The following is a 22,313-nucleotide window of genomic DNA, read 5'->3' on the forward strand; positions in this document are numbered from 1 at the left end:
GCTTGCAAAGTCAGTAGACGAGTGGCTCCGCATCGAGTGACGAAACGTCGCGACAGACCAGGTGTCACTCGTTTGGTTTTCGTCGAAGCGGGTGCCGAATGACGACTGAAGGGGCCGTTGCAGGCTCGGCAGTTTATGAATTGCGACCAGTTCGCGTTGGAGCGGACTTCATCCTGCATCGCGGCTTCGAGAAAACCACTCGAAAGCCTGTACTTGCCGTTTCACCTGCGTCTCGACCATTCGATCCCCTCTTACGGGACAGACTCGAACACGAGTTTTCTATTGCGGGGAAAATCGATCGGAAGTGGGCGGCGAGACCGCTCGAGATCATCAGGCATCGGGACGCCGACGTTCTCATCTTGGAAGATCCCGGTGGCACTCCGTTGGACGCCCTACTCGACAGACAGCCAGGACGGAGGCTGGAGCTCGGTCTCTTCCTAAGGATCGCGGTAGGGCTTTCGCAGTCTCTTGGTCAAGTCCATGAGCAAGGATTGATACACAAGGACGTCAAGCCGGAAAATGCTCTCGTCGGTGACGCCGGACACGTGTGGCTCCTTGGCTTCGGTGTGGCGGCCGAATTGGCGCGGCAGCGTCAGGCCCCTAGATCTCTCACGTACATCGCCGGAACACTCGCCTACATGTCTCCGGAGCAGACGGGGCGTGTTAACCGAAGCATCGACGTGCGAAGCGACCTATATTCACTCGGCGCGACGCTGTTCGAACTTTTAACCGGCGCGCCGCCCTTCGACGCCGTGGAGCCGATGGAACTCATCCACTGCCATATTGCGCGGCAGCCGCCCTCGGTGAAGGAACGGGTCCCCGAGACGCCGAGCGTGTTGTCCGCGATAGTCGAGAAGCTTCTGGCGAAATCTGCCGACGATCGATACCAGTCCACAGCTGGACTGGAGCGTGACCTTCAAAGATGCCTCGACGCTTGGTCTTCGCAAAACTGCATAGAGGATTTCGCGCTCGGGATATCCGACGGCCCGGCAAGGCTCGTCATCCCGGAAAGGCTTTACGGACGATCCGTCGAAATGGCCGCGCTGAAATCGGCTTGCGAACGGATCATGGGGGGCGCAAGCTCGGAGCTGTTTCTCGTCGGCGGCCAGCCCGGCGCGGGAAAATCCTTTCTTGTTCGCGAATTCATATCGCGGCAAGCGCCTGCGGGCATCTTGTTTGCTGCCACAAAATTCGAAGCTCACCTCCGGAACAGCCCGCTCGCCTGCGTCGCGCCCGCGCTGCAGGTTCTCGTAAAGAATGTCCTGAGCAGAGACCGTGCCGAAGTTCAAGGCTGGACGAGACAGTTTAAGGAGGTGCTAGCTGCGAACGCCCGGCCGGTGATGGATCTCGTTCCGGAACTGGGTTTCGTGCTGGGATCGACACCTCCGGCGGCGGACCTGCCGCCACCCGAGACAACGCGACGCTTTCAAGCGGTTCTGCGAGATTTCGTCGGGCTGTTCGCACGGCCGGATCATCCGCTGGTTTTGTTCCTGGACGATCTGCAGTGGGTCGACCGCGCAAGCCTCGACCTCGTCGAACAGCTGCTCGTCCATGCCGACGAGCCCGCAAGCGTTCTGATCATCGGGACGTACCGACAAAACGAGGTACACGACGACCATCGGCTGATCCAAAAACTTGCCACCCTGCGTTCGAAAGGAGCGGCGATCACGGAAGTTTCGCTCCAGCCTCTGGAGGAGGAAGATCTCGGTCGGATGATTTGCGACGCCTTGCACTCCGATCCTGCATACTCTCGTTCGCTTTCGCACCTGGTCCAAGGCAAGACAGGCGGCAATCCTTTCTTCGCAATTCAATTCCTTCATTCGCTGGAGGACGACGGATTGCTGGCCGTCGATCGCACGAACCGGCGATGGATCTGGGACGAGCCCGGCATCCGTAGCCGAAACTATAGCGACAACATCGTAGATCTGATGGTCGTCACGTTGAAGAAGCTATCCACCGGAACGAGAGACGCTCTCTGTTGGCTTTCATGCTTTTCTTCCACGGCAAACATCGAGCTTCTGGCCGCCGCTTGCGCGGTGACGGTGCAGGAACTCCACGAACTGCTTCGGGAGGCCGCCAGGGCAGAATTGGTCGCATGCTCCGATGACGGCTACGCATTCGAGCACGATCGGATCAAGGATGCGTCCTATTCGCTGATCCCTGAAGAGATGAGGTCCTGGCGGCATCTTAGGATCGGCCGACTGCTGCTGGCCGACTCGAGCCTGGAAGAGCCCGACGCCGGAATATACAAGGTCGTAGAACAGTTCAGTCGCGGCAGGAAGACCATCGAGACCGCTGACGAAATCCTTCAAGTAGCGAAATTGAATTTGGTGGCGGCAAAGCTCTCCAAGAATTCTGCGGAACATGCCGCCGCGCTGTCCTACCTGAGGGAGGTCGATGAACTCCTGCCCCCGGACCGTTGGTCCTCCCACTATGCCATGGCCTTCGATTGCGAGCTGACTTTGGCCGAGTGCGAGTTCGTCATGGGCGATACGGCGAGCGCCGAGAAACGGCTCGAGCTGTTAGCCGATCGTGCAGTGACGTTAATTGACCAGGCCGCAGTCGCCTGTCTTCGCGTCGATCTGTATGTCGTCCTCATGAGGCCGCAGCGTGCCCTGCAGATAGGCGCCGATTTTCTTCAGACGGCGGGGTTTGCCATACGGCTCGACCCGTCGGACGACGACGTACGTAGGGCGAAATCACGTGTGTCGGATCTGATGAATGGAAGGATGGTCGAAGACCTGCTTGACCTGCCGATAATGACCGACCCGAATGAAGAAGCGACGATCAACGTGCTGAACAGGCTGGTCTTGTCTGCTCTATATGGGAACACCACACTTCATTACTTGATCATTTTGCTTATGGTCGAATACAGCATCCGCAAGGGCAACAGCGCAGCTTCCGTACTCGGATATGTTTCGTTCGGCCGCTTCCTCATCACCGAGCACTCCGAATTCCAAACCGGGTACCGGTTCGGCAGGCTTGCTCTGGATTTGATAGAAAAGAAGGAACTGACCACCTTCAAGGCTCGTGCGTATTTCAGCTTCGGGACCGGCGTTAGCTCCTGGTCACAGCACCTGCGTGTTGGACGTTCGTACCTTCGGATCGGACTTCAAGAGGCTAAGCGTAACGGCGACACCCTCTACGTCGGTTATAGTCTGAGCAACCTGGTCGGAAACGCGATCTCGTCGGGAACAAGCTTAGACGAGGTCGATCGGATGGCGATCGATGCGCTCAAGTTCGCGCTTGGTTCCGAATTCCAGATCGCGGCGGGGTTCGTCCTTGGACAGTTGCGTCTGACAAGGTCTTTGACCGGGCTCCCTGTGGACTTCAGAGGGCTTGAAGGTTCCGAGTTTCATGCCGATGATTTCGAACGCGACCTGCTGTGGGCTCGACATCCGCAGACTGTCTCGGACATCTATTGGAGCAGGCGGCTTCAAGCACTGGTATTCCTTGGAGACTACGGTGCGGCGATCGAAGCCGCCCAGCTCGTGAAGACACTTCTCACTACGCCGTGGCCCAATATCGAGGGCGCCGAATATCATTTTTACAAAGCGATCGCCTATTCCAGACGCCTCGCGAACCACGACGGTGCGGTTTCGCCGACAGACGCCTTGGAGCGGATCAGAGAACATCACCGGCGGCTCGAAGCCTGGTCTGTGCATTCCCCGGATAATCTTTCATGCCGTGCGGTTCTTCTCGGAGCGGAAATAGCACGTCTCGAAGGACGCCAGGCGGATTCCGAAGCTCTGTTTGAAAAGGCCATACACTTGGCGCGGGAACAAGGCTTTGTACAAGTGGAGGCGTTGGCGTGCGAAATGGCCGCGGCGTCCTACGGCGCGCGTGGCCTTCGAGAAATTCAAGAATATTTCCTGTCGAAAGCGTGCGAGGCCTATGGTCGATGGGGCGCAGGCGCAGTTCTGCGAAGGATGGGGGTAGAGCCCGATGACATCTATCCAACCCGCAAGCCTGCCTCACAGCGGTCGCCGCTAGGAGAGCAATTGGACGCGGCGGCGGTCGTGAGAGCTTCCCAGGCTATTTCCGGAGAAATGCGTCTGCCTGAACTCATCGACCAGATCATGCATATCGTGCTTGAGAACGCAGGGGCGGAACGCGGATTGCTCATGCTCATGCAAGACGAAGTCCCGGTGGTCGTCGCAGAAGCTCGAACTTTGCCCGGAGCAATTGATGTCGTCGTCAGAGAATCTCCCGCGACGCCGGACGATCTGCCGCAATCTGTACTGGGATATGCGATCAGGGCCCGGCAGCACGTGATCCTGGAGGACGCGGTCGCCGACGACGTATATTCGAATGACGACTACATCACGCGGAACCGGTCCAAATCGATCCTATGCATGCTCATCGTTAGACAAACCAGAGTCATCGGTGTTCTCTATCTCGAAAACAACCTCACTTCCGGCGCATTTACGCAGGAGCGACTGAGCGTCATCGACCTTCTGGCGTCCCAGGCGGCGATCTCGCTTGAAAACGCCAAACTCTATAAAGGTCTGCAGAGGAGCGAGACCTTCCTTGCCCAAGGGCAGATGATCAGCAACACCGGGAGTTTCGGCTGGAGTGCCGCTTCGGGCGAATTCTTTTGGTCGCGCGAGCTTTATGACATTCTCGAATATCCGCCGACCACAAAGGCTTCGATCGAGCTGGCGCTGCAGCGCGTCCATCCAGACGATCGGACCACGGTAGGTGCGATGGTCGAAAACGCCATGCGCCAGGGAGCGGATTTTGACAGCGACCACCGTCTCTGGATGCCAGACGGCCGTATCAAGCATGTTCATGCCATCGGTCGTGCGCTTCACAACGGCGATCTCGATTTCGTAGGATCCGTGCGCGACGTTACTGAACGGGTCGCAAACGAGGAGGCCCTGCGGGAGGTGAAAAGCGATCTGGCCCATGTGGCGCGGGTCACCACTCTCAACGCGATGACGGCGTCGATAGCACACGAGGTCAACCAGCCGCTATCCGGCATTATAACGAATGGCCACACCGGGATGCGCCTGTTGTCGATGAACCCTCCGGACCTTGCTGGTGTGGCAGAGACAATACAGAGGACGATACGAGACGCCAACAGAGCCTCCGACGTCATCAATCGCTTGCGGGCCATGATCAAGAAGCAAGCGGCAGTTACGGAACTTGTTAATCTCAACGAGGCCGCGCAGGAGGTGATCGTCCTTTCGACGAGCGAACTGCAGAAGGCCAAGGTACTCGTCCGGACAGAATATCGCGACTTGTTGCCCTTGATTCGCGTAGACCGTGTTCAACTGCAACAGGTCATCCTCAATTTGCTTCTGAATGCGATCGAGGCTTTGACCGACGTGACCGATCGCCCGCGAGAAATTACTATAAGAACGAGCGTGCAGCTGGATGGCTCGGCAAGACTCGACGTCCATGATGCGGGCATCGGCATTGAGGACAAGACCATGGATCGTCTTTTCGAGCCATTCTTCACGACGAAGGCAACTGGCATGGGCGTCGGACTTTCGATATGCCGCTCGATAATCGCCGGGCTTGACGGGCAGCTATGGGTGACACAGAACGATGGTCCTGGATCCACTTTCAGCTTCAGCATTCCTGCCGCCGGGACCGCTTCTGGCGGCATCGGAGCGGGAGATAGGTGATGCTATCTGAGGACGGCCAGTCCGAGATTGAAAGACCGATCGCGATGCAGAGTGTCGGGTCACGTGGGACGGCCTCTTTCACCGGAAGTGTGGGTGTCCTGCTCGCGCTGGCGATGTTCATCAACTTCCTCGACCGCGGGAACCTCGCAACCGCCGCGCCGCTCATCAAGGAGGAGCTCAACCTCACCAACACCCAATTCGGACTTCTTGTGTCGGCCTTCTTCTGGGTTTATGTGCCAAATCAATTGGCCGCCGCCTGGCTAGTGGTGACTTTTAGCGCCTATCGCGCACTGGTGGTCGGGTTGATCGTCTGGTCGATTGCCACGATACTGACTGGCTTCGCTGGCGGTTTCGTGAGCCTGCTGGCACTTCGTATCCTTCTGGGCATCGGCGAGAGCGCCAGCTTTCCCGCCACGTCAAAGTTGCTGGCTCAAAATCTCCCGCCGGAAAGGCTAGGCTTCGCAAATGCGCTGGTCAGCGCAGGCATTATCCTCGGCCCGGCCGCAGGAACTTTTTTGGGGGGACTTTTGATCGCCCACTTCGGATGGCGGCCACTGTTCATACTGTTCGGTCTTGCTTCGCTGTTGTGGCTGGTTCCGTGGCTGCGGCTACAACGTCCCGTTGAGGAATTGGTCGAAAACAGAAACGCATCCGGACCGACCTTCCGTGAAATACTCACTCGCAGGGAACTGTGGGGTGCGGCGATGGGGCACTTCGCCAGCAACTATACGTTCTACACGATAACAACATGGCTTCCGCTCTATCTGGTGAAAGTTCAAGGCTTTACTATCCCTCAGATGGCCCTGGTCGGTGGGCTGGTCTATGCCGCGTCCGCGTTGTTTTCGCTATGCGGCGGCTGGATCGCAGATCGCTGGATGTCCGCCGGAGGGAGCGCAAATCGAGTTCGGAAAACCTTCATCGGCGCCTCCTGCGTCGTGGCCATTGTCTGCATGCTTATGTGTGCATCGGGGAATACGGAGCTTGCGGTCGCAGGCCTTCTGCTGTCTTCGATCGGTCAGGGTCTTGGCGGCTTCAACCTTTACGCTATCGGCCAGACACTCGCAGGACCGACTGGAACTGCGAAGTGGATCGGGCTTCAGAACTGCATCGGCAACATGTCGGGAATCGTCGCTCCAATTTTCACCGGGTTGATCGTCGACGCCACGGGGGCATATACACCGGCCTTCTTCGTCGCCGCTGGAATGTCGCTGGCAGCACTCGTGTCTTGGACGATTGTTATACCTAGGATCCAGCGTATCGATTGGAAATGACCAAGGGCAAGGTACCATCCACCCGGATCACTTGGCGGACTCGAGAGACAGCTTCTTTTCGTGAGGATAGAAAGGTCGAATGAGCAGGTGCTGTGCGCCGCCACCGACCAACCCGCCAATCAAGGGGCCCGCGATCGGCACCCACCAGTAGTCTACGACACCGGGAAAGGCAGCTTTGTCCCATCCGGCTAACCAGGCGAATACGCGTGGACCAAAATCGCGGGCTGGGTTCAAGGCCCATCCCTCCAGGTAGCCCGACGATGCGCCGATGACGGCGACGATCAAGCCGATCACGATCGCACCGAAGTTTGCACGCGGTGCGATCGTGTTGAACTCGTCCGTAAGGGCGAAGATACCGAACACCAGAAAGGCGGTGATAGTGATCTCGTTCACAAAGGCTCTCGCGGGAGTAATCGCCAGTCCGGGAGAGGTGAAGAAGACGCCCGACGCGCCGCCTTCGGCACGCGCCATGTGCTGCGTCGCATTGAAGGAGTCTATGACCGAGGAATATAGCCCGTATACGATCGCAGCGCCTATGAAGGCGCCCACCACTTGCGCGATCCAATAGGGCACGACCTTTTTCCAAGCGAAGCCCCGAAACACGGCCAGCGCCAACGTCACGGCTGGATTCGCATGGGTGCCGGAAACCGCGCCCGTAACGTAGATCGCTATCGACACGGAAAGACCCCAAGTGATGCAGAGGCCCCAATATGCCGTTTTGTATGGGCTTGGGTCGTAAAGGAAATACATTGCGGCCGCGGAGCAGCCGAACGTGATGATTATGATTAACGCGACAGCCTCGGAGATTAGCTCTCCAACCAGCTCGTGATAGCGTCCCATTGACCGAACTCCTGTTGATTTCTTCATCGCCGCCCGAGCCGGGTCGCGGCTCGGACTTTATCATCCAGCATCCTTTCGCATCGCATTCAGCGCATGCCTTCAAACTGCCAGAGCGGTTGTCTTTTGATGCTGCGATCCCGCCCGCCACTCGCCGGACAGATGCGCTAGGATCTCGTGCAGGAAGAACTGCGGTGCCTCCGTTGGCGAGAAGTGTCCGACTCCGGGCATGAACCGGAAGGAGAAATTGCTCAAAAATTTGTCGAGTTGGTCAGCCCATGCGGTGGGGAACAGTGGATCATGTTCGGGCCACAGCACGGAAACCGGCTTGTTCAGACGCTCGCCCGCTTGCGGCATGGTTTCTTCAGCGTAGTCCGAAATTGGATTCCCCTCGATAGTCCTGAACCAGGTCACGCCCGCCGTGAAGGCGCCCGGCGGAGAGTAGACTTCGACCATGTGGTCGAGCAGCTCGTCGGTCACGGTAGAACCGGGACCAGACCAGCCGTCGAGATGGACCTTCAGCAACGCACGAATGGCGTCAGGTTTTCCATCGAAGACCTGCTCGACAAGCTTGGTTCTAAAGAAGGTCGCGTGCCAGAATTCGTTCACGGCCTTGACGTCGAGAATCCGTTTTCCCACGCCGGGAAGCGGCGGTGCCAGAACGAGCGCGGAGACGAGGTCCGGGCGGAGTCGCGCCACCATCTGAACGGTGAAGCCGCCAATGTCGTATCCGACAAGAATTACGTCTCGGAGACCCAGTTCTTCGATAAGGCCAATCACCGCAGAGGCCTGGCCGTCTCTGGATAAGGCGGAGTCTCCGCGATCAAGATGCTTGTCGGATAGTCCGAAGCCGCGAAGGTCCGGAACGACCGTCATGGCGTGAGGCGCGACTAACTCGGCAAGCCTGTCATATTCGTGTCCGTCGCCGGGCGAGCCATGAATCATGACGACGGCCCGACCTGAGCCATTCTTGCGGTAGGCGAGACGGTATCCATCGATTGGTTTGGTGAAAAGCATTGGTTGTCTCCGTACGTTTAATGTTGCGCTACTTGCAAGCGCGTCCGGAAATACTGGAGTAATTTATCCTCAGCAGCGACAATACTATAGTGTCGCCTAGACCACGGGCTATAGTTACAGATACTAAGGTATTGTTGCTGCGTCGAAACGTACGCCATCGTGTAGATGGCCCGAACGGAATGGCTCACATCGCGATCGAAGCAGCGTTCCGCATATGCGTCTTAAAACGTATCCGCTATTCGCGGGGTCGATGTTTTCGGAGGTGCATTGCGGGCGGGGCATTTACCTAGGCAGCTTGTACCTGGCCCGATAAAGGGCGAATTCGTGCTGCAGCGTGGATCCGCCCATTGGCCAGTCCTTTCGGAATGGGCCGGAGGTTCGTCTTTCGGCGCTTTCGAGATTCAGGTCGGCAACTATTGAGGCGGATGTTCCGCCTCAGATATGACCAGATTGAACGGGGGGCGCCAGTTTCGGAGCGCGGCCCGCCCGATGCTGGCGGCAAACAGCGGCGTCTCTGCGTCGTTATGCGCTTGCGCGATGGGGTGGTTTTGAGTGCGCAGCAGATCAAAGGGAATTCCCTGGCGCTCCAGGAGCGCGCGCATTTCGTCGGTTGCGAAGGATTGGACGTGCGTCGTCAGTTCGCACCGGTCCTCGGCAATCTTCTTGGCGGTAAGCTCCCATCGCACGTGAACCGTCGTCCTGCCATTAGGAGTGAATATGTCCGAGTCAGAATCGAGAATAAGATGATCCTTCTTTGCCAGCGTTTCGACGAAGTGCTGGACCATCAGGCTGCCTCCGATCGTCTCGACGTTGATCGCGACACGCTTGCCGTTCGGAGTCTTCGTCGAGCCCGCCGCGATATGCGCCGGCGAACAACTTAGGTATTCCTCCTCGGTGATGCCGAAACACCATTTCGGGATGTCAATCTTCTCGATCGGAGCGTTGATGCCCGCCGCGGTGCTCACATCGACGATCTGGTTCTCTTGCATGGTCAACTCCTTTTAAGGTTCAAACAGGCGCCGCACTGCGGCGGCCGCTGAAGGGATGGACGAGTGCTCACAGTGGTCTTCTTTAACTTTCAGGGAGATCAGCGATCGGTACCGCGTTCATTGACGAGACGGTCGGAATTGCATTGATTTTATCGGCCACCTGTCTCGCTGACGAACTCGCGCAACTGTTGAAGGAGGCGCTCCGGCTGCTCTTCCGCGATCCAGTGACCGCAATCTTTAATGGGTCTGACAGTCACTTTTTCGGCGACTTCCAGGAGCATCTGCTCCGCGATGGGAAGAAAGAAGCTAGCGGTCCCGCCAAGTCCAAGTACGGGCATCTTCAGCTTGCCCTTCTCAGTGAGAATGCGGCGGTTGTCTACGGAGTCTTGCTCGAAGGCGCGAAACAGTTCGAGGCCTGCTCTCATGGCTCCCGGCGCGGTGTAGTCGGCGACATAGCGTTCGGCGTCGGCGATGGATATTGCGTCGGGATTGGCGCACAGCCTGAGATAGAAGGAGCGTAAGTAGGCAAATTCGTTGCCGCAGATCAGCATCTCGGCCACGTTGCCCGCTGCACCGTGCAGGTGGAAGTGCCACAGCTTGGCCTGACTGAACTTCGTTGTGGCGACGCTCTCCATTCCTGTCGTACCGGCGATAGGCGCTTCCATGACGACCAGACGGTCGATGTCTTCGGGAAAGAGTGCCGCAAGTGCGTACCCGACTTGCATACCGAGGTCGTGGCTGACGACGGTGATCCGCTTTCTGGCGCCGAGGTGGTCGAGCAACGCTTTGATGTCCTTTGCCATCGTGATTTTATCGTAGCCCGCTTGAGGTTTGGACGATCCGCCTGCTCCCCGGTAGTCTGGAGCCACGACGAACCAACCGTTGGCACGAAGCGGCTCTATGATGTGTCGCCACTCCCACCATGTTTGCGGCCAGCCGTGTAGCAGCACCATTGTGCGGACATCCTGGCCGTCCCGCGGTGACATTCCCGCTGTCACGTAGTGAATGCGAACATCCGCATGATCGAACATGTTGTGTTGAAGGCGCTGCATGGCGTTATCTCCTCTAGCCGACATTGCCAGTGCCGAAACTATCGGGCTGATGGGACGCTGCGCGAAATTGCACGATGGTGTGAATGGCCCGCACCTTGGTGTCGATGGCGCGCCGGGCCGTTCGGACTTGATCGGCTCTGGAAACTCGGCCAGTCGGGTGATCACGGGCAGCGATCGGTCAGTGGATGAAAGACGTCGCTCCAAGCCCGATCTTGGAAGATGGTTCGCGCACTGACTGGCTCGATGGCCGCTCTTCAAACGTTCTACGAAGCGGAGCTTCGGTCCACTTGCTGTTGATCGTCGAACGCCGGTGTCTGCGGATCCGTAACTCTTTTATGCGCCGCGCACGATACCACCGCCGTCATGTTGAGACGGGCAATCCCGGCAGACTCCTTGCGCAGTCTGCGCATTGCCTGAGGCTGTGCGAAACCTTCCGGCACTGCTTCGTTGTCGCAGCGAGCCGAAGGTCTTGGTCACCGAACTGTTCGTACAATTCAAGGCCCGATGCCGTATGGCTACGGTTGAGCAGACGTTCAACGACGGAGAATTCAAATGCGAAATCTTGCGATTTGCGGCGCTGTTTTTCTGGGAACTGCGATTAATACACAAGCCTTCGACCGCCTCGACGCTCGATCGGCCACCTGCGGCGAAGCGAAAGACATCATTGCGCGAGACGGAGGAGTGGTCCTCCGGTATCCTTCTTCTCTAATCCGCGGGCTTGTCCTCTACAATGCGTACGTCAGAGATACCGGGCACTGCCCAGCTCCTGAACAGGCTACGTCGACTCCAGTGCGTATATCCAATACGCCGCAATGCGACCTCATGATCTGCGTTCGTCCCTCGGGTGCAGGACATCATTGACGTGCTGCTTCGTGCGTCCCGTGCCATGTTTTTCGAGGGAATCGTGGAACACTCTGTAATGACTAGCCTCCTGCCATTGAGAGCGTCACAGAGGCGCCGCCAGCGGAGCAACCATAGCATCGGAACGTGGTGCGGCCCTTACCCTGCTTCCGGCGACATTTCTTTCGGGAGCGAAGGCGCTGGAAAAAGGGGCTACAGCGTCTTCACTCCTCGCCTAAAAGACCGGCAGGGGTTATCAAAATCAATCCGGCATCGAGTCCCGGGTTCGTCGCCGCAAGCCGCAAGTGCTCCTGCGAGATCCAGTCTCCGACCGTCGTTTGCGGACGGTGTTTCATTCGTGCGCGAATATGACCGCGACAATCCCAAACGGCGGCGAGCTATTGAATTTGGCCGCTTCATTGCCTGGCACGCCGAAGTTGATCCGGCGGGCGTAGAATTCGGTGCGCAGTGGCCCTTTCCCGTCCCTGAAGGGTTCGATGTGATCCTGCCACCACCTTTGCTCCGTCCGGTTTGCGGGCAGGAGCATAACCACCGTCGCTCCCAGACGGTGTTCGCACCAAGCCTTTTCAACCCAAGCGGCAATATTACTGTATGGTGGATTGCACCAGACAGAGTTCGGCGCCCACGGCTGAGCGAGTCCATCCATCGCGATGTCGTAGAACCGCTCGCACTTCGTATTCGCGGAGTTGGCGGCCGCATCAAGGGTGAAATGGAATCTTGCGTCCATGGCGTCGAAAAGCCATTGCGGCGTTATTCGCTCGTCGACGGTATCCTTTGCTCCCCGTTTGGCAGTTTGCTGAGGATGGTTCTCTATCTTGAAGCCGAGCATCATGCGCCAGCTCCATCATCGAGCGCGGGGATTGAAACAAAGAGTTCTGCGTAGAATTGCATCGTCGGTCTCGTGGTGGGATCGATTAAGTGTCACCAGAGATTTTCGCCGGCGCAACGCTACGAATTCCATGTCGCGATACGTGACAGTCGTATGTGGCCACATTGTCAGCGGCATTGCGCTCCCGGCGCGTCAGCGCCATTGCTGGTACGAACCGAACGGTTTGGATCGCGGTGGAAAGCGGGATATATCAGCTTTATTCCTTCGCAGTGGACGGCTTCGGCATCGTCGTGGATCCGAACTGGCTTCTAAGGGCTAACGATGCGATCAAGACCAAGGGGGAGGAAATTAGGCGGCCGCGGCTACTCAAAGGTCTGATGCAGGAATGCAACAACCCGCGGGATCGCGCAGACGAGCCCCTGGATTTCAGGGGTAAGCGACTATTTAAACTCGACCTTGGTATTTGGTAGGTTATGGCCGTCCCTGTCTCCGCGAATGCTCACACGCCTGGGAGGTGGACGGCCATTTTTTCTTACGAAGGTGCTCCGCCTCATGGGCGAGTGGCGCGCAGCTAAGGGCATCATCAAAGTCGAGTAGGTGTGAAGCGTTATCGCAGGGATTTTGCAATCGCCGTTGGGAGATTTTGAATGACCAGACTTGCTGACACCGTGGCGGTCGTAACAGGCGGCGGCAGAGGTATCGGCCGGGAGATAGCACTGCAGCAAGCCCGGGAGGGTGCAAGGGTAGCGGTGCTTGCGCGGACAGTGCCCGAAATCGAGGAAACCGCCTCGCTTATCAGAGGAGTTGGTGGGACAGCGATTGCTCTTGCGACTGACCTGACACAGCTTTCTGAAGTGGAGAACGCCTTCGCCCGGATTGCTACTGATTGGGGACCGGTAGATATCTTGATCAACAATCATGGCTCGTTCAGCGCTTTCGGCCCAATATGGGAATGCGATCCCGCTGTCTGGTGGCAGGACGTCGAGATCAATCTGCGCGGAACCTTTCATGCTTCCCGCTCAGTGGTTCCGGCGATGCTGAAGCGGGGCAGGGGGAGGATCGTAAACCTCGTCGGCGGTGGCACGGGCAACAGCTTTCCGCATGGGTCCGGCTACGCGTCGAGCAAGGCCGCCATCATGCGATTCACGGAATGCCTGAACGATACGACTGTCTCCCGCGGCGTGCGTGCGTTCGCGGTAGATCCTGGTCTGGTCCGCACTGCGATGACGGAGAAGCAGCTCTTCTCGGAACAAGGCAAGACATTTTTGCCCGGTATCCAGCAGCTGTTTGACGACGGGATCAATGTTGAACCGTCGCAAGCTGCGCTTCTGATCTCCGACATCGCTGCCGGACGCTTTGACCCGCTTGCAGGTCGGCTCCTTCGAGGAGTTGATGATCGCGATGCGCTCGAAGGCGAGATGGACGACATCGTCGCGATCGACGGGAGAGCGCTTCGTTTCAGCGCTGTCGAGCAACAGAAGCTCTAAGTCTGTTCCTCGCCGTTCATGCCGGATTTCCCGGTATCGGCGTCAAACCGTTGGAGCGATCGCATCGCGCCTCGCAGCCGGAGGGCCGACACATCGGCATAGGGGAGGCAACGGCGGAGTTGAATGCTGCTATTTTGATGATGCGCGAAATGCCAGGCGTGTCAGCTATCGTCTTTTGCTCTGCCGTCGTCTCGTATCCGCGGTCAAGTCGACGCGCACGTTTCAGAGCGCGGACCATTTCCAAAGCGCAACGCCCGTAAGATCTCCGCGCTCGGATACTGCGAGCCCCGGCGTGCTGTGCGGCCGCAGGGTGACCACTTGGAGCCCGCCGCCCCGAAATAGTTCACGTAATCCTTCCGCGCCAACGGCCGATGTTTGCTCCTGTTCGAAATGTGCCGAAGCGTCGACCGCGGAATGTGGATTTCGTCCTCTCGTTGAATGTTAGGCACACAAAAAATCGCTAAATTTGCAACCCCATCTGGACCACATGTCGTCGTTGTGCATGATCTGCGTCGAAGGGGATCGGGCATGAATGACATTTACGCAGAGCAAACCGACAGCGAAAAGTCCGTTTTCGAAAGCAATCTTCCCGTCGAAGCCAAGATCGAGCGAGCGCGCACCGACCTCCTGGATCTAGGCGCACGGAACCGCCTTCTGAATGTTCCGCGCTTCTCGAAGAGCGCCAAGACGATCGACGTCGTCGACGAGAAGTCGGCCGAAGTGTTTCGCATCCTGGTGACCGAAGGGAAGGCGATGACCTTCCTGGCGGGGGCGAAGGGGCGGGAACCGAAGGACGGGGACGCGAAACAGGCGGATGAAGACGAGTCCCTTCTTGAGCTCGCGCTTCCGGGCGATGACGAGAGGGACGAGGGCGGACGGCTCCTTCGACACGCCGACACCAAGCTTCAGACGAGGATGACCCCGAACGGCCTGCAGAAGCGCCTTCTCGATCTGTATTTCGACGCCCGGACGCTCGAAGAAGAGCAAGGCGTCAACATCCTGTATCTGGGGCTCGGAACGCTCAAATGGATCGATCCCAACAACGCCGAAAACGTCCGCTACGCGCCGCTGATCCTCGTCCCCGTCTCGCTGGAGCGCGGAAGCGCCGCGGAGCGGTTCAAGCTCAGAGCCCGTCACGAGGAATTTGCTTCGAACCTCTCGCTGGAAGCCTTCATGGACCGTATCCACAAGATCCGGATGCCGGAGTTCGAAGCGACAGATGACTTCTCTTTCGAAGCCTACGCTAGCGCGGTGGCTGCGGCGATCACCGTGAAGCCCACATGGTCCGTCCAACCGGACGACATCGTCCTCGGCTTCTTCTCGTTCGCGAAGTTCCTGATGTACCGGGATCTGGATCCGAGCCTCTGGCCAGCGGACAAGAAATTCACCGAGAGACCGTTGATAACGTCGTTGGTTTCGAACGGTTTTTCCCGGACGGAGGAACTCCTCGCGGAGGACGCACATATAGACCGTCACATCTCGCCAGCCGAGATGACGCATATCGTGGACGCCGACAGTTCTCAGACCGTGGCGATCCACGAAGCGAGAAAAGGTCGCGATCTCGTCATCCAGGGCCCCCGGGGACGGGCAAGTCGCAGACCATCGCAAACATCATCGCATCCGCGATCGCCGACGGCAAGACCGTGCTGTTCGTAGCCGAGAAGATGGCGGCGCTTGAAGTGGTAAAGCGGCGGCTGGATCAGGCGGGCGTAGGGGACGCATGCCTCGAACTCCACAGCAACAAGGCCAACAAGCGCGCGCTGCTCGCCGACCTCCAGCATGTCTGGGATCTCGGAGCGCCGAAGGGGGAATCCGGAGACGCGCTCGACAGGCGCCTGACCGAAGCTCGGGACGGCCTCAACGCGCATCCGGTGCGTATGCACGCGGTCTATCAGCCGTACCAGCTTACGCCGTTTCAGGTCATAGGACATCTGTCTCGGCTCCGCAGACTAGGGGTTCCGCCGTCCGACATCGAACTGGCTGCGGCGACTGACTGGTCTCCGGAGATGCGGGACAAAGTTGTCACGCTGCTTTCCGAGTTGGCGGAACGGATCAAAGACATCAGCATTCCGGCTGAGCATCCCTGGTACGGAATCGGGCTTACAGGGATCACCCCACTGGATCTCGACAGACTGAAGGATCGGCTGGTATCGGCCTCCGCAGACCTGTCCGGGCTGGTTGCGGAAATGGAAGTGGTAACAGCACGGCTCGAAGGACAGCCTGCCGCTTCTATCTCGGACTTCAAGAAGGCGGCCCTGCTTGCCGCTCGCGTCGCGACGTGCCCTGAAGGCATCACATCCGAAGCTCTCGCCAACACGATCTGGGAAACCGATCCGGGATCAATCTCAAGGGCGGTGCTTCAAGGCGCCGAATTCGCCAAGCTTGAGGCCAACGTGGATGCGGATTTCACGGCCGAAGCGTGGAAGACGGATACCTCGTCGATGGCCGCGCAGTTCGGGCGTCTTCCGAAGGAGTTTTCGCATTCAAGCTTTGCGAATGCCGCCAAGCTTGAGGCCGTCCTGCCGCGGTTCCTCAATGCTGCGAAGGCGTTGCGCGATCTGCTTGGCGTGAACGTGGCTCCGACAGTAACAGCAATCGAACGGCTGACGGTCGTCGGACAGCATGTGGCCGAGGCGCCCGATGCCAGCCCGGACGCCTTCGTGGCCGCGATTTGGGAGCGCGGGCTGGACCAGGCGGGAGATCTTGCGGAAGCCGTTGCCACGTTCAGGCGTATTCAGGGCGAACTTGCGGGAAAAGTTTCCGATCAGGCGTGGGACGTCGATCTCACGGCGGCGCGCACAGCCGTGGCGGTTCACGGAGGCAGGCTTTTCAGGTTCCTGAGCGGCGACTGGCGCAAGGCGAAGGCACTCCTGAAGACCGTGATGCCCGAAACCTCGCCCGCCGAGACGATCCAGATCCTTGATCTTCTCCAGAAGGGAAAGCAGGCGAGGTTGGTGGTGAAGGATGGGGACTCGCTGGGTCGATCCGCGTTCGGCGCGGACTGGCGCGGCGAGCGTTCCGATCCGAAGCCGCTCGAAAACCTCGTCCTCTGGATGCGCAGCCTTCGTGGGTTCGGAGCCGAGGCCCGGATGATAGCAAGCAGGCTGACCGACAGGAGCGCAGTCGCCGCCAGATCGGAGCAGGTCAGGGCTCTCCTTCTTGAAGTGCGTCACCTGCTTGGCTCCCTTTGGGATGATCTTGGCGAGGTTGGGCCGAAACTGTTTGCGGATGCGCCTGGCGCCGACAACGTCATGTTGACCGACGCTTCGGTGCTGGTCCGCGAGATCGCCGCGGCGGACCGCGGCTTCAGTGCACTGGCTCGAACGGCTGACGCCGCCTCGGAAGTCCGGCTTACGCAGCTCCAACGGCTTGCGCATGCGCAGGGGCTCAGGGCCGAGATTGAGGGGCTCGATCAGCAGGGCCGGGCGGCATTTGGACCGCAATGGCGCGGCGCTGAGTCCGACTGGATGGCATTGGCCAAGATAGTCGACTGGATATCTTCGAATGGTGACATTAGGCTGCTGGCCTCACGGGTCGACGGTCGGGCAGAGCTGGCGGACGCCGCCGCAAGGGCGGAACAGGCGGGCGACGCGCTCGCGATCCGGATCGAAGAGATTCTCGAATTCCTGAAGGCCGACAAACGCATGGTTCTTGAGGCCGGGAATGTCGTCGATACTCCGCTCGGATGGCTGCAGAACAAGATCGACAGATGGATCGCGAACGACGAGCAGCTTTCGAAGTGGGCCGCCTACAAGGGGCGCTCTCAGGACGCAACGGAAGCAGGCGTCGGACTGATCGTCGAACGCCTCGCGGATGGTCGCGTGCCGCCCGTCGACGTCATTCCCTATTTCGACATGACCTACTACGAGGCCGTGCTGAAGAACCAGCACCAGCGCGATCCCGAACTCGTCCGTTTCGACGGCGAAGTGCATGGGCGGCTGGTGAGCGAGTTTGCCACTCTTGACCGCAGCCGAATGGCGCTTTCGAGGCTAGAGGTCGTCCGCGCCCATCACAGGAAGTTTCCACCCGTGATGGGCATCGGTCCGGTCGGCGTCCTGCGCGGCGAGATGGCCCGCCGCAAGGGCCACATGCCGATCCGGCAGCTCATGCAGAGAGCGTCGCCGGCGATCCAGGCATTGAAGCCGGTCTTTATGATGAGCCCGCTTTCCGTCGCCCAGTTCCTGCCGCAGGGCCTGCTTGAATTCGATATGCTTGTCATGGACGAGGCCAGTCAGATCCAGCCCGTCGATGCGCTCGGCGCAGTAGCCCGCGCCAAACAGGTCGTCGTGGTCGGCGATGAGAAACAGCTGCCTCCCACCCGCTTCTTCGCGAAGATGACCTCGGGCGCCTCAGACGAGGAGGATGACGAGGACGGTGCGAGGGTGTCGGACATCGAGAGCATTCTCGGACTGTTCTCCGCCCGGGGGCTGCCGGAAAGGATGCTCCGCTGGCACTACCGCAGCCGCCACCAGTCGCTGATCGCCGTATCGAATTCCCAGTTCTACGAGAGCAAGCTCTTCATCGTCCCGAGTTCCTATACGCAGGAAGCCGGAATGGGCCTGTGGTTCAATCACGTTCCTGGCGGCGTGTTCGACGACGGCATGAACAAGGTGGAGGCGAAGGTGGTCGCGGAGGCGATTATCAGACATGCGCTGGAACACCCGAACCTCTCGCTGGGCGTCGCCGCCTTCTCGATCAAGCAGCGGCGCGAAATCCAGGACCAGCTGGAACTGCTGCGCCGTCTGAATCCTCAGACCGAGGAATTCTTCCACTCTCACCCGAGCGAGCCATTCTTCGTGAAGAACCTCGAAAACGTTCAGGGCGACGAGCGTGACGTGATCTTCATTTCGGTCGCGTATGCAAAGAACGCCCAGGGGTTCATGGGAATGCGCTTCGGGCCTCTGGGCGCGGAGGGCGGAGAGCGTCGGCTGAACGTCCTGATCAGCCGCGCGAAGCGTCGATGCGAAGTTTATTCGTCGATCACGGACGAAGACATCGATCTCGAACAAGGCAAGGGAAAGGGTGTCTTCGCGTTCAAGCTCTTCCTGCACTACGCGCGCACCGGACGAATGTCCATGAGCCAGCGCGCGGATCGCCAGATGGACAGCGTCTTCGAGGAGCAGGTCATGGCGGCGCTGCAGGAGAGGGGCTATCAAGTCCATCCTCAGGTAGGCATCGCGGGCTTCTTCATCGATCTTGCCGTGGCGGACGAGGCTGTTCCCGGCCGCTACCTTGTCGGTATCGAATGCGATGGCGCCGAATACCATTCCTCCAGGTCCGCCCGCGACCGCGATCGCCTGCGGCAGGCCGTCCTTGAAGACCACGGCTGGACGATCCATCGAGTGTGGAGCTCTGACTGGTTCCAGAGACCGAAGGCCGAGCTGGAACGGCTCGTCGCGGCCATCGAGCGTGCGAAGGCAGACGCGTTGACCGATCCTTCCGGCGAGCGTTCCAGCACGCGCGCCGTCCCCGTCGAGGTCGTCACGATCGAGCGAGCGGACGTCACCGAAATCGGGCTGCAGAACGCGTCCGATACGAAATCAGCGGCGGCATACAAGGAGGCTCAGCTTCGTCCGAACATCGTCGGGGAACTGCACGAGGCCCCGATCGGCACCGTCGTGTCGCTCGTGAAGCAGACTGTCGAAGCAGAAGGGCCAATCCATAGGGACGAGGTGGTGACGCGAATCCGCTCTGCGTGGGGGTTGCAGAGGGCCGGGAACCGCATCGACACACACGTCGGCACTGCGATCGCGATCGCTCAGAGTTCCGGCGAGGTCGTCCGATCGGATGGCGGGTTCCTGTCCTGGAAGGACGCTCCCGTGTTCCTCCGCGATCGAAGCGGGGTCGGATCCCTTAGCCTGCGAAGAGCGGACATGATCCCTCCGTCGGAAATCGACCAGGGCTTGAGGGATATCATAGGCGCGAGCCTTGGAGCGACTGCAGATCAGGCCGTGAATGCGGTATCGCGCGGTCTTGGGTTCAAAGCGACCAGCTGGCAGTTGAGAGACGCCATCCTGTCGCGGATCGATGTGCTCAAGAAGGATGGAGTGCTCGTGGAGGAGAACGCGATGCTGACGGTCGTGTGAAATCATCAGATATCGGCAGTAAGTTGGGCGAGCAAGGTAGACTTGGCACTTCTAGCTCAAGGAGGGACAGGCGCGCAAATGGTGAACGAGGAAGACTGTCAGATCTGCTTCCCGTTGAAAGTTTAAAAATGAAAGTCACAAAGTTTCTGAAACGCCGGACTGCAGTATTTATTTTGTTAGTCTGCACGGCTTTGGGTCTGATCTGGTTTCTGCTTGGCTTCCTTCCCATAGTGGTAATGAAACTTGGCTTTGAGTTTCTTCCATCGACCGACTGGGCCGAGTGGACCTCCAATACCCGTGTAGCTGCCGGAGCGCTCTGCGCCGCAATAATGGCGGTGTTCGTACTTTCGGGAGAGTGGAACATCGACAATGCTCTGAAGAAAATGTTCTTTGCGACGTTCGGTGCAGTCGGCTGCTATCTGGTCGCCCAGAACGCGATCGTCGTGGGCTTGCCGATGACAGCCGCGCTTGCGGCCGGGCATCAGGCGAACCTCCAAATGATTGTCGCGAGCAACAAAGATTTAGGATCGCGATCTTGCCACTCGCCGCTGGTTTTCGAAGCGATGCCGCCGATGTTCGATGAGATCTGCAACATCTCGGACGATGTTCGAGGGCAATATCCACCTGGGACGCCGGTAATTGTTTCCGGATATGGCACGAATCTCGGCGTCTTCAAAAAAAGCTTTCGAAATGCAAAGTATTGATCGGTCTTTGGTGCGCCAAGTCGACAGTTGCCATGGCTGACGGACAATTATGGATTGGAGCCGCCCGCCGCGACCTCTCGCAAGTGTCTCCGAATCCTGTCAGTAATCGCGTATGATTAATGCGAACATCGTTTCCGAACTTCTGCGCGCTTTGAACCGCATCGGAAGGCTTTCGCCCGCGGAGGTGCGGCAGCTGCTTCACAGATCCATCGTTGCCATTCGTGATCTCCGTCAGGAAGTGGGGATCCCCGGAAGCGGGACTTCCGCGGACGCAGTCATCGGGTTGGCCAACGTGGCATCAAGAGTAGAAACGGCCTCCGTCGAGGAACTCAAAGCAGCCCTGCTTGAGGCCACAGAAATGATCCGGACGCTCCGCATCGTGGCGCAGAGCGGTATCGCGCTCATTCTTCATGAAACTGAGGATGTCGCAGGCGCTTGATCGGGAGGGAAGGCGAGGGCGTGATTGAAGTCGATGACAGGAGTTTGCCTTGGAGGAGATCAGGAAGGTTGGGATTGTCGGGTCCGGCATCATCGGCGCCTCTTGGGCGTTGGTCTTTGCCCGTGCAGGTCTAGATGTCCGCATCTGGTGCCGCACAGAGGAGAGCGGTGCCGCGGCTAAAGCGAGCGTTGCTGCTTCGATCGCTTCGCTGGCCGGGACGGGACTGGAGGGAGACACGGATACTCTTGGCAGGATCAGCGTTCACTACGGCCTTTGCGAAGCCTTGTTCAATGTCGACTATGTCCAGGAGTCCATATCCGAAAACTTGCAGTTGAAGACAGCCATGCTGAAGCAGGTCGAGGCCATCGTTCCTGCGAACGCGATCATCGGGAGCAGCACCTCAGGGCTGATGCCCAGTCAGCTTGCTTCCGATTGCTTGCACCCGGAGAACGTTCTAGTTGTTCACCCATTAACGCCGCCGCATTTGATACCGATCACCGAGATTTGCGGCAGCCCCGAAACGAGCGTCGAGACGATCGACAGAGTATGCGGGTTCCTTAGGCAGCTTGGGCAGCATCCTGTCGTACTTCAAAAGGAGATTCCTGGCTTCGCACTGAACCGAATTCTAGGGGCGCTGCTGAACGAGTGCTTTGCGCTGGTCAGGGACGGGGTGATTGGGCCTTGGGATATTGATCCGCTTTTGACGGAAGGATTCGGACTTCGATGGGCGATGATCGGTCCTCTCGCAGCAATGGACCTCAATGCCCCTGGCGGTGTGGCAGAATATCTCACGCGCTACGGCGCGATCTTCGATCTCGTTGCACGCAGCCGAGGTGGGACGTCGGCCCTGAACGAAGAGGTGGTCGCAAAGCTTGCTGGCGCCGCAAGCAAGTTGGAGGGAGACAGGGCGTCTCGGATCAGGCACAGGGATCGGGCGATCGCCGAGCTGAGACGCGGCCGCTCTGACATACTCCAAGAGCTTGGCGGCGCTTTGCCCAATGAGGGATGAACGCCCGTTTCGACTTCTCGCTGAGACCGGATTCGGATCTTATGCCGAAAATCGCATTCTGCTCAGGGAACGTCGCGGCCGCGTACCGCTGAAGTGTCG

14 protein-coding genes are annotated in these 22,313 nt (G+C 58.9%); 8 read left to right on the forward strand and 6 right to left on the reverse strand.

Annotated features, from left to right (window positions below):
• Positions 1 to 1,316: 1,316 nt before the first annotated feature.
• Positions 1,317 to 1,733, reverse strand: a complete 417-nt coding sequence (locus DTW90_RS37645) for a hypothetical protein (RefSeq protein WP_245513184.1) — start codon at positions 1,731 to 1,733, stop codon at positions 1,317 to 1,319.
• A gap of 105 nt (positions 1,734 to 1,838) precedes the next feature.
• Here DTW90_RS37645 and DTW90_RS21565 point away from each other — a divergent pair, with 105 nt between their 5' ends.
• The gene (locus DTW90_RS21565) at positions 1,839 to 5,633 is read left to right on the forward strand and encodes an ATP-binding protein (protein WP_246665003.1); all 3,795 of its coding nucleotides are present in this window, start codon (positions 1,839 to 1,841) and stop codon (positions 5,631 to 5,633) included.
• Positions 5,633 to 6,904, forward strand: coding sequence for an MFS transporter (locus tag DTW90_RS21570; protein ID WP_149340805.1), 1,272 nt, complete (start codon positions 5,633 to 5,635; stop codon positions 6,902 to 6,904). The genes DTW90_RS21565 and DTW90_RS21570 overlap by 1 nt, the downstream gene beginning before the upstream one ends.
• Positions 6,905 to 6,931: 27 nt before the next feature.
• Here DTW90_RS21570 and DTW90_RS21575 read toward each other — a convergent pair whose 3' ends face one another.
• The 5 genes from DTW90_RS21575 to DTW90_RS21595 all read right to left on the reverse strand — a co-directional run bounded on the left by DTW90_RS21575 (position 6,932) and on the right by DTW90_RS21595 (position 12,492).
• Positions 6,932 to 7,771 carry an MIP/aquaporin family protein gene (locus tag DTW90_RS21575; protein WP_210251424.1) on the reverse strand — a complete coding sequence of 280 codons (840 nt, stop codon included), beginning with the start codon at positions 7,769 to 7,771 and terminating at the stop codon, positions 6,932 to 6,934.
• A 72-nt stretch (positions 7,772 to 7,843) separates the two neighbouring features.
• Entirely contained in the window at positions 7,844 to 8,758 is a 915-nt protein-coding gene (locus DTW90_RS21580; protein ID WP_149340807.1) for an alpha/beta hydrolase, read from the reverse strand.
• 413 nt (positions 8,759 to 9,171) lie between these two features.
• Positions 9,172 to 9,747 carry a hypothetical protein gene (locus tag DTW90_RS21585; protein WP_149340809.1) on the reverse strand — a complete coding sequence of 192 codons (576 nt, stop codon included), beginning with the start codon at positions 9,745 to 9,747 and terminating at the stop codon, positions 9,172 to 9,174.
• A gap of 149 nt (positions 9,748 to 9,896) precedes the next feature.
• Positions 9,897 to 10,799 (reverse strand): alpha/beta hydrolase, encoded by a 903-nt coding sequence (locus DTW90_RS21590; protein WP_188080007.1) that lies wholly within the window; start codon positions 10,797 to 10,799, stop codon positions 9,897 to 9,899.
• Between the two features lie 1,192 nt (positions 10,800 to 11,991).
• Complete coding sequence (locus DTW90_RS21595; RefSeq protein ID WP_149340812.1) at positions 11,992 to 12,492, reverse strand: DNA N-6-adenine-methyltransferase; 501 nt, start codon at positions 12,490 to 12,492, stop codon at positions 11,992 to 11,994.
• Between the two features lie 644 nt (positions 12,493 to 13,136).
• Between DTW90_RS21595 and DTW90_RS21600 the strand changes: the two genes are divergently transcribed.
• From DTW90_RS21600 to DTW90_RS21615, 6 genes are all read left to right on the forward strand, one after another.
• The gene (locus tag DTW90_RS21600) at positions 13,137 to 13,976 is read left to right on the forward strand and encodes an SDR family NAD(P)-dependent oxidoreductase (RefSeq protein ID WP_149340814.1); all 840 of its coding nucleotides are present in this window, start codon (positions 13,137 to 13,139) and stop codon (positions 13,974 to 13,976) included.
• Positions 13,977 to 14,504: 528 nt separating this feature from the next.
• The gene (locus tag DTW90_RS38165) at positions 14,505 to 15,632 is read left to right on the forward strand and encodes a DUF4011 domain-containing protein (RefSeq protein ID WP_348642650.1); all 1,128 of its coding nucleotides are present in this window, start codon (positions 14,505 to 14,507) and stop codon (positions 15,630 to 15,632) included.
• Positions 15,620 to 20,062 carry a DUF3320 domain-containing protein gene (locus DTW90_RS21605; RefSeq protein ID WP_348642651.1) on the forward strand — a complete coding sequence of 1,481 codons (4,443 nt, stop codon included), beginning with the start codon at positions 15,620 to 15,622 and terminating at the stop codon, positions 20,060 to 20,062. Before DTW90_RS38165 ends, DTW90_RS21605 begins: the two co-directional genes overlap by 13 nt.
• Positions 20,063 to 20,190: 128 nt before the next feature.
• The gene (locus DTW90_RS21610; protein ID WP_149340816.1) at positions 20,191 to 20,766 is read left to right on the forward strand and encodes a hypothetical protein; all 576 of its coding nucleotides are present in this window, start codon (positions 20,191 to 20,193) and stop codon (positions 20,764 to 20,766) included.
• A gap of 292 nt (positions 20,767 to 21,058) precedes the next feature.
• On the forward strand, positions 21,059 to 21,205 hold the full coding sequence (locus tag DTW90_RS37190) for a hypothetical protein (RefSeq protein ID WP_188080008.1): 147 nt from the start codon (positions 21,059 to 21,061) through the stop codon (positions 21,203 to 21,205).
• Between the two features lie 49 nt (positions 21,206 to 21,254).
• On the forward strand, positions 21,255 to 22,214 hold the full coding sequence (locus tag DTW90_RS21615; protein WP_149340818.1) for a 3-hydroxyacyl-CoA dehydrogenase NAD-binding domain-containing protein: 960 nt from the start codon (positions 21,255 to 21,257) through the stop codon (positions 22,212 to 22,214).
• The last annotated feature ends 99 nt before the right edge of the window (positions 22,215 to 22,313 follow it).

The organism is Neorhizobium sp. P12A (genome assembly GCF_008365395.1).
Taxonomy (GTDB): Bacteria; Pseudomonadota; Alphaproteobacteria; order Rhizobiales; family Rhizobiaceae; genus Rhizobium.

Bases quoted from the DNA above. Each gene is read 5' to 3' on its own strand.
- DTW90_RS21570 (WP_149340805.1), top strand. From the start codon at position 5,633: ATGCTATCTGAGGACGGCCAGTCCGAGATTGAAAGACCGATCGCGATG.
- DTW90_RS21575 (WP_210251424.1), bottom strand. From the start codon at position 7,771: ATGAAGAAATCAACAGGAGTTCGGTCAATGGGACGCTATCACGAGCTG.
- DTW90_RS21580 (WP_149340807.1), bottom strand. From the start codon at position 8,758: ATGCTTTTCACCAAACCAATCGATGGATACCGTCTCGCCTACCGCAAG.
- DTW90_RS21585 (WP_149340809.1), bottom strand. From the start codon at position 9,747: ATGCAAGAGAACCAGATCGTCGATGTGAGCACCGCGGCGGGCATCAAC.
- DTW90_RS21590 (WP_188080007.1), bottom strand. From the start codon at position 10,799: ATGCAGCGCCTTCAACACAACATGTTCGATCATGCGGATGTTCGCATT.
- DTW90_RS21595 (WP_149340812.1), bottom strand. From the start codon at position 12,492: ATGATGCTCGGCTTCAAGATAGAGAACCATCCTCAGCAAACTGCCAAA.
- DTW90_RS21600 (WP_149340814.1), top strand. From the start codon at position 13,137: ATGACCAGACTTGCTGACACCGTGGCGGTCGTAACAGGCGGCGGCAGA.
- DTW90_RS38165 (WP_348642650.1), top strand. From the start codon at position 14,505: ATGAATGACATTTACGCAGAGCAAACCGACAGCGAAAAGTCCGTTTTC.
- DTW90_RS21610 (WP_149340816.1), top strand. From the start codon at position 20,191: ATGAAAGTCACAAAGTTTCTGAAACGCCGGACTGCAGTATTTATTTTG.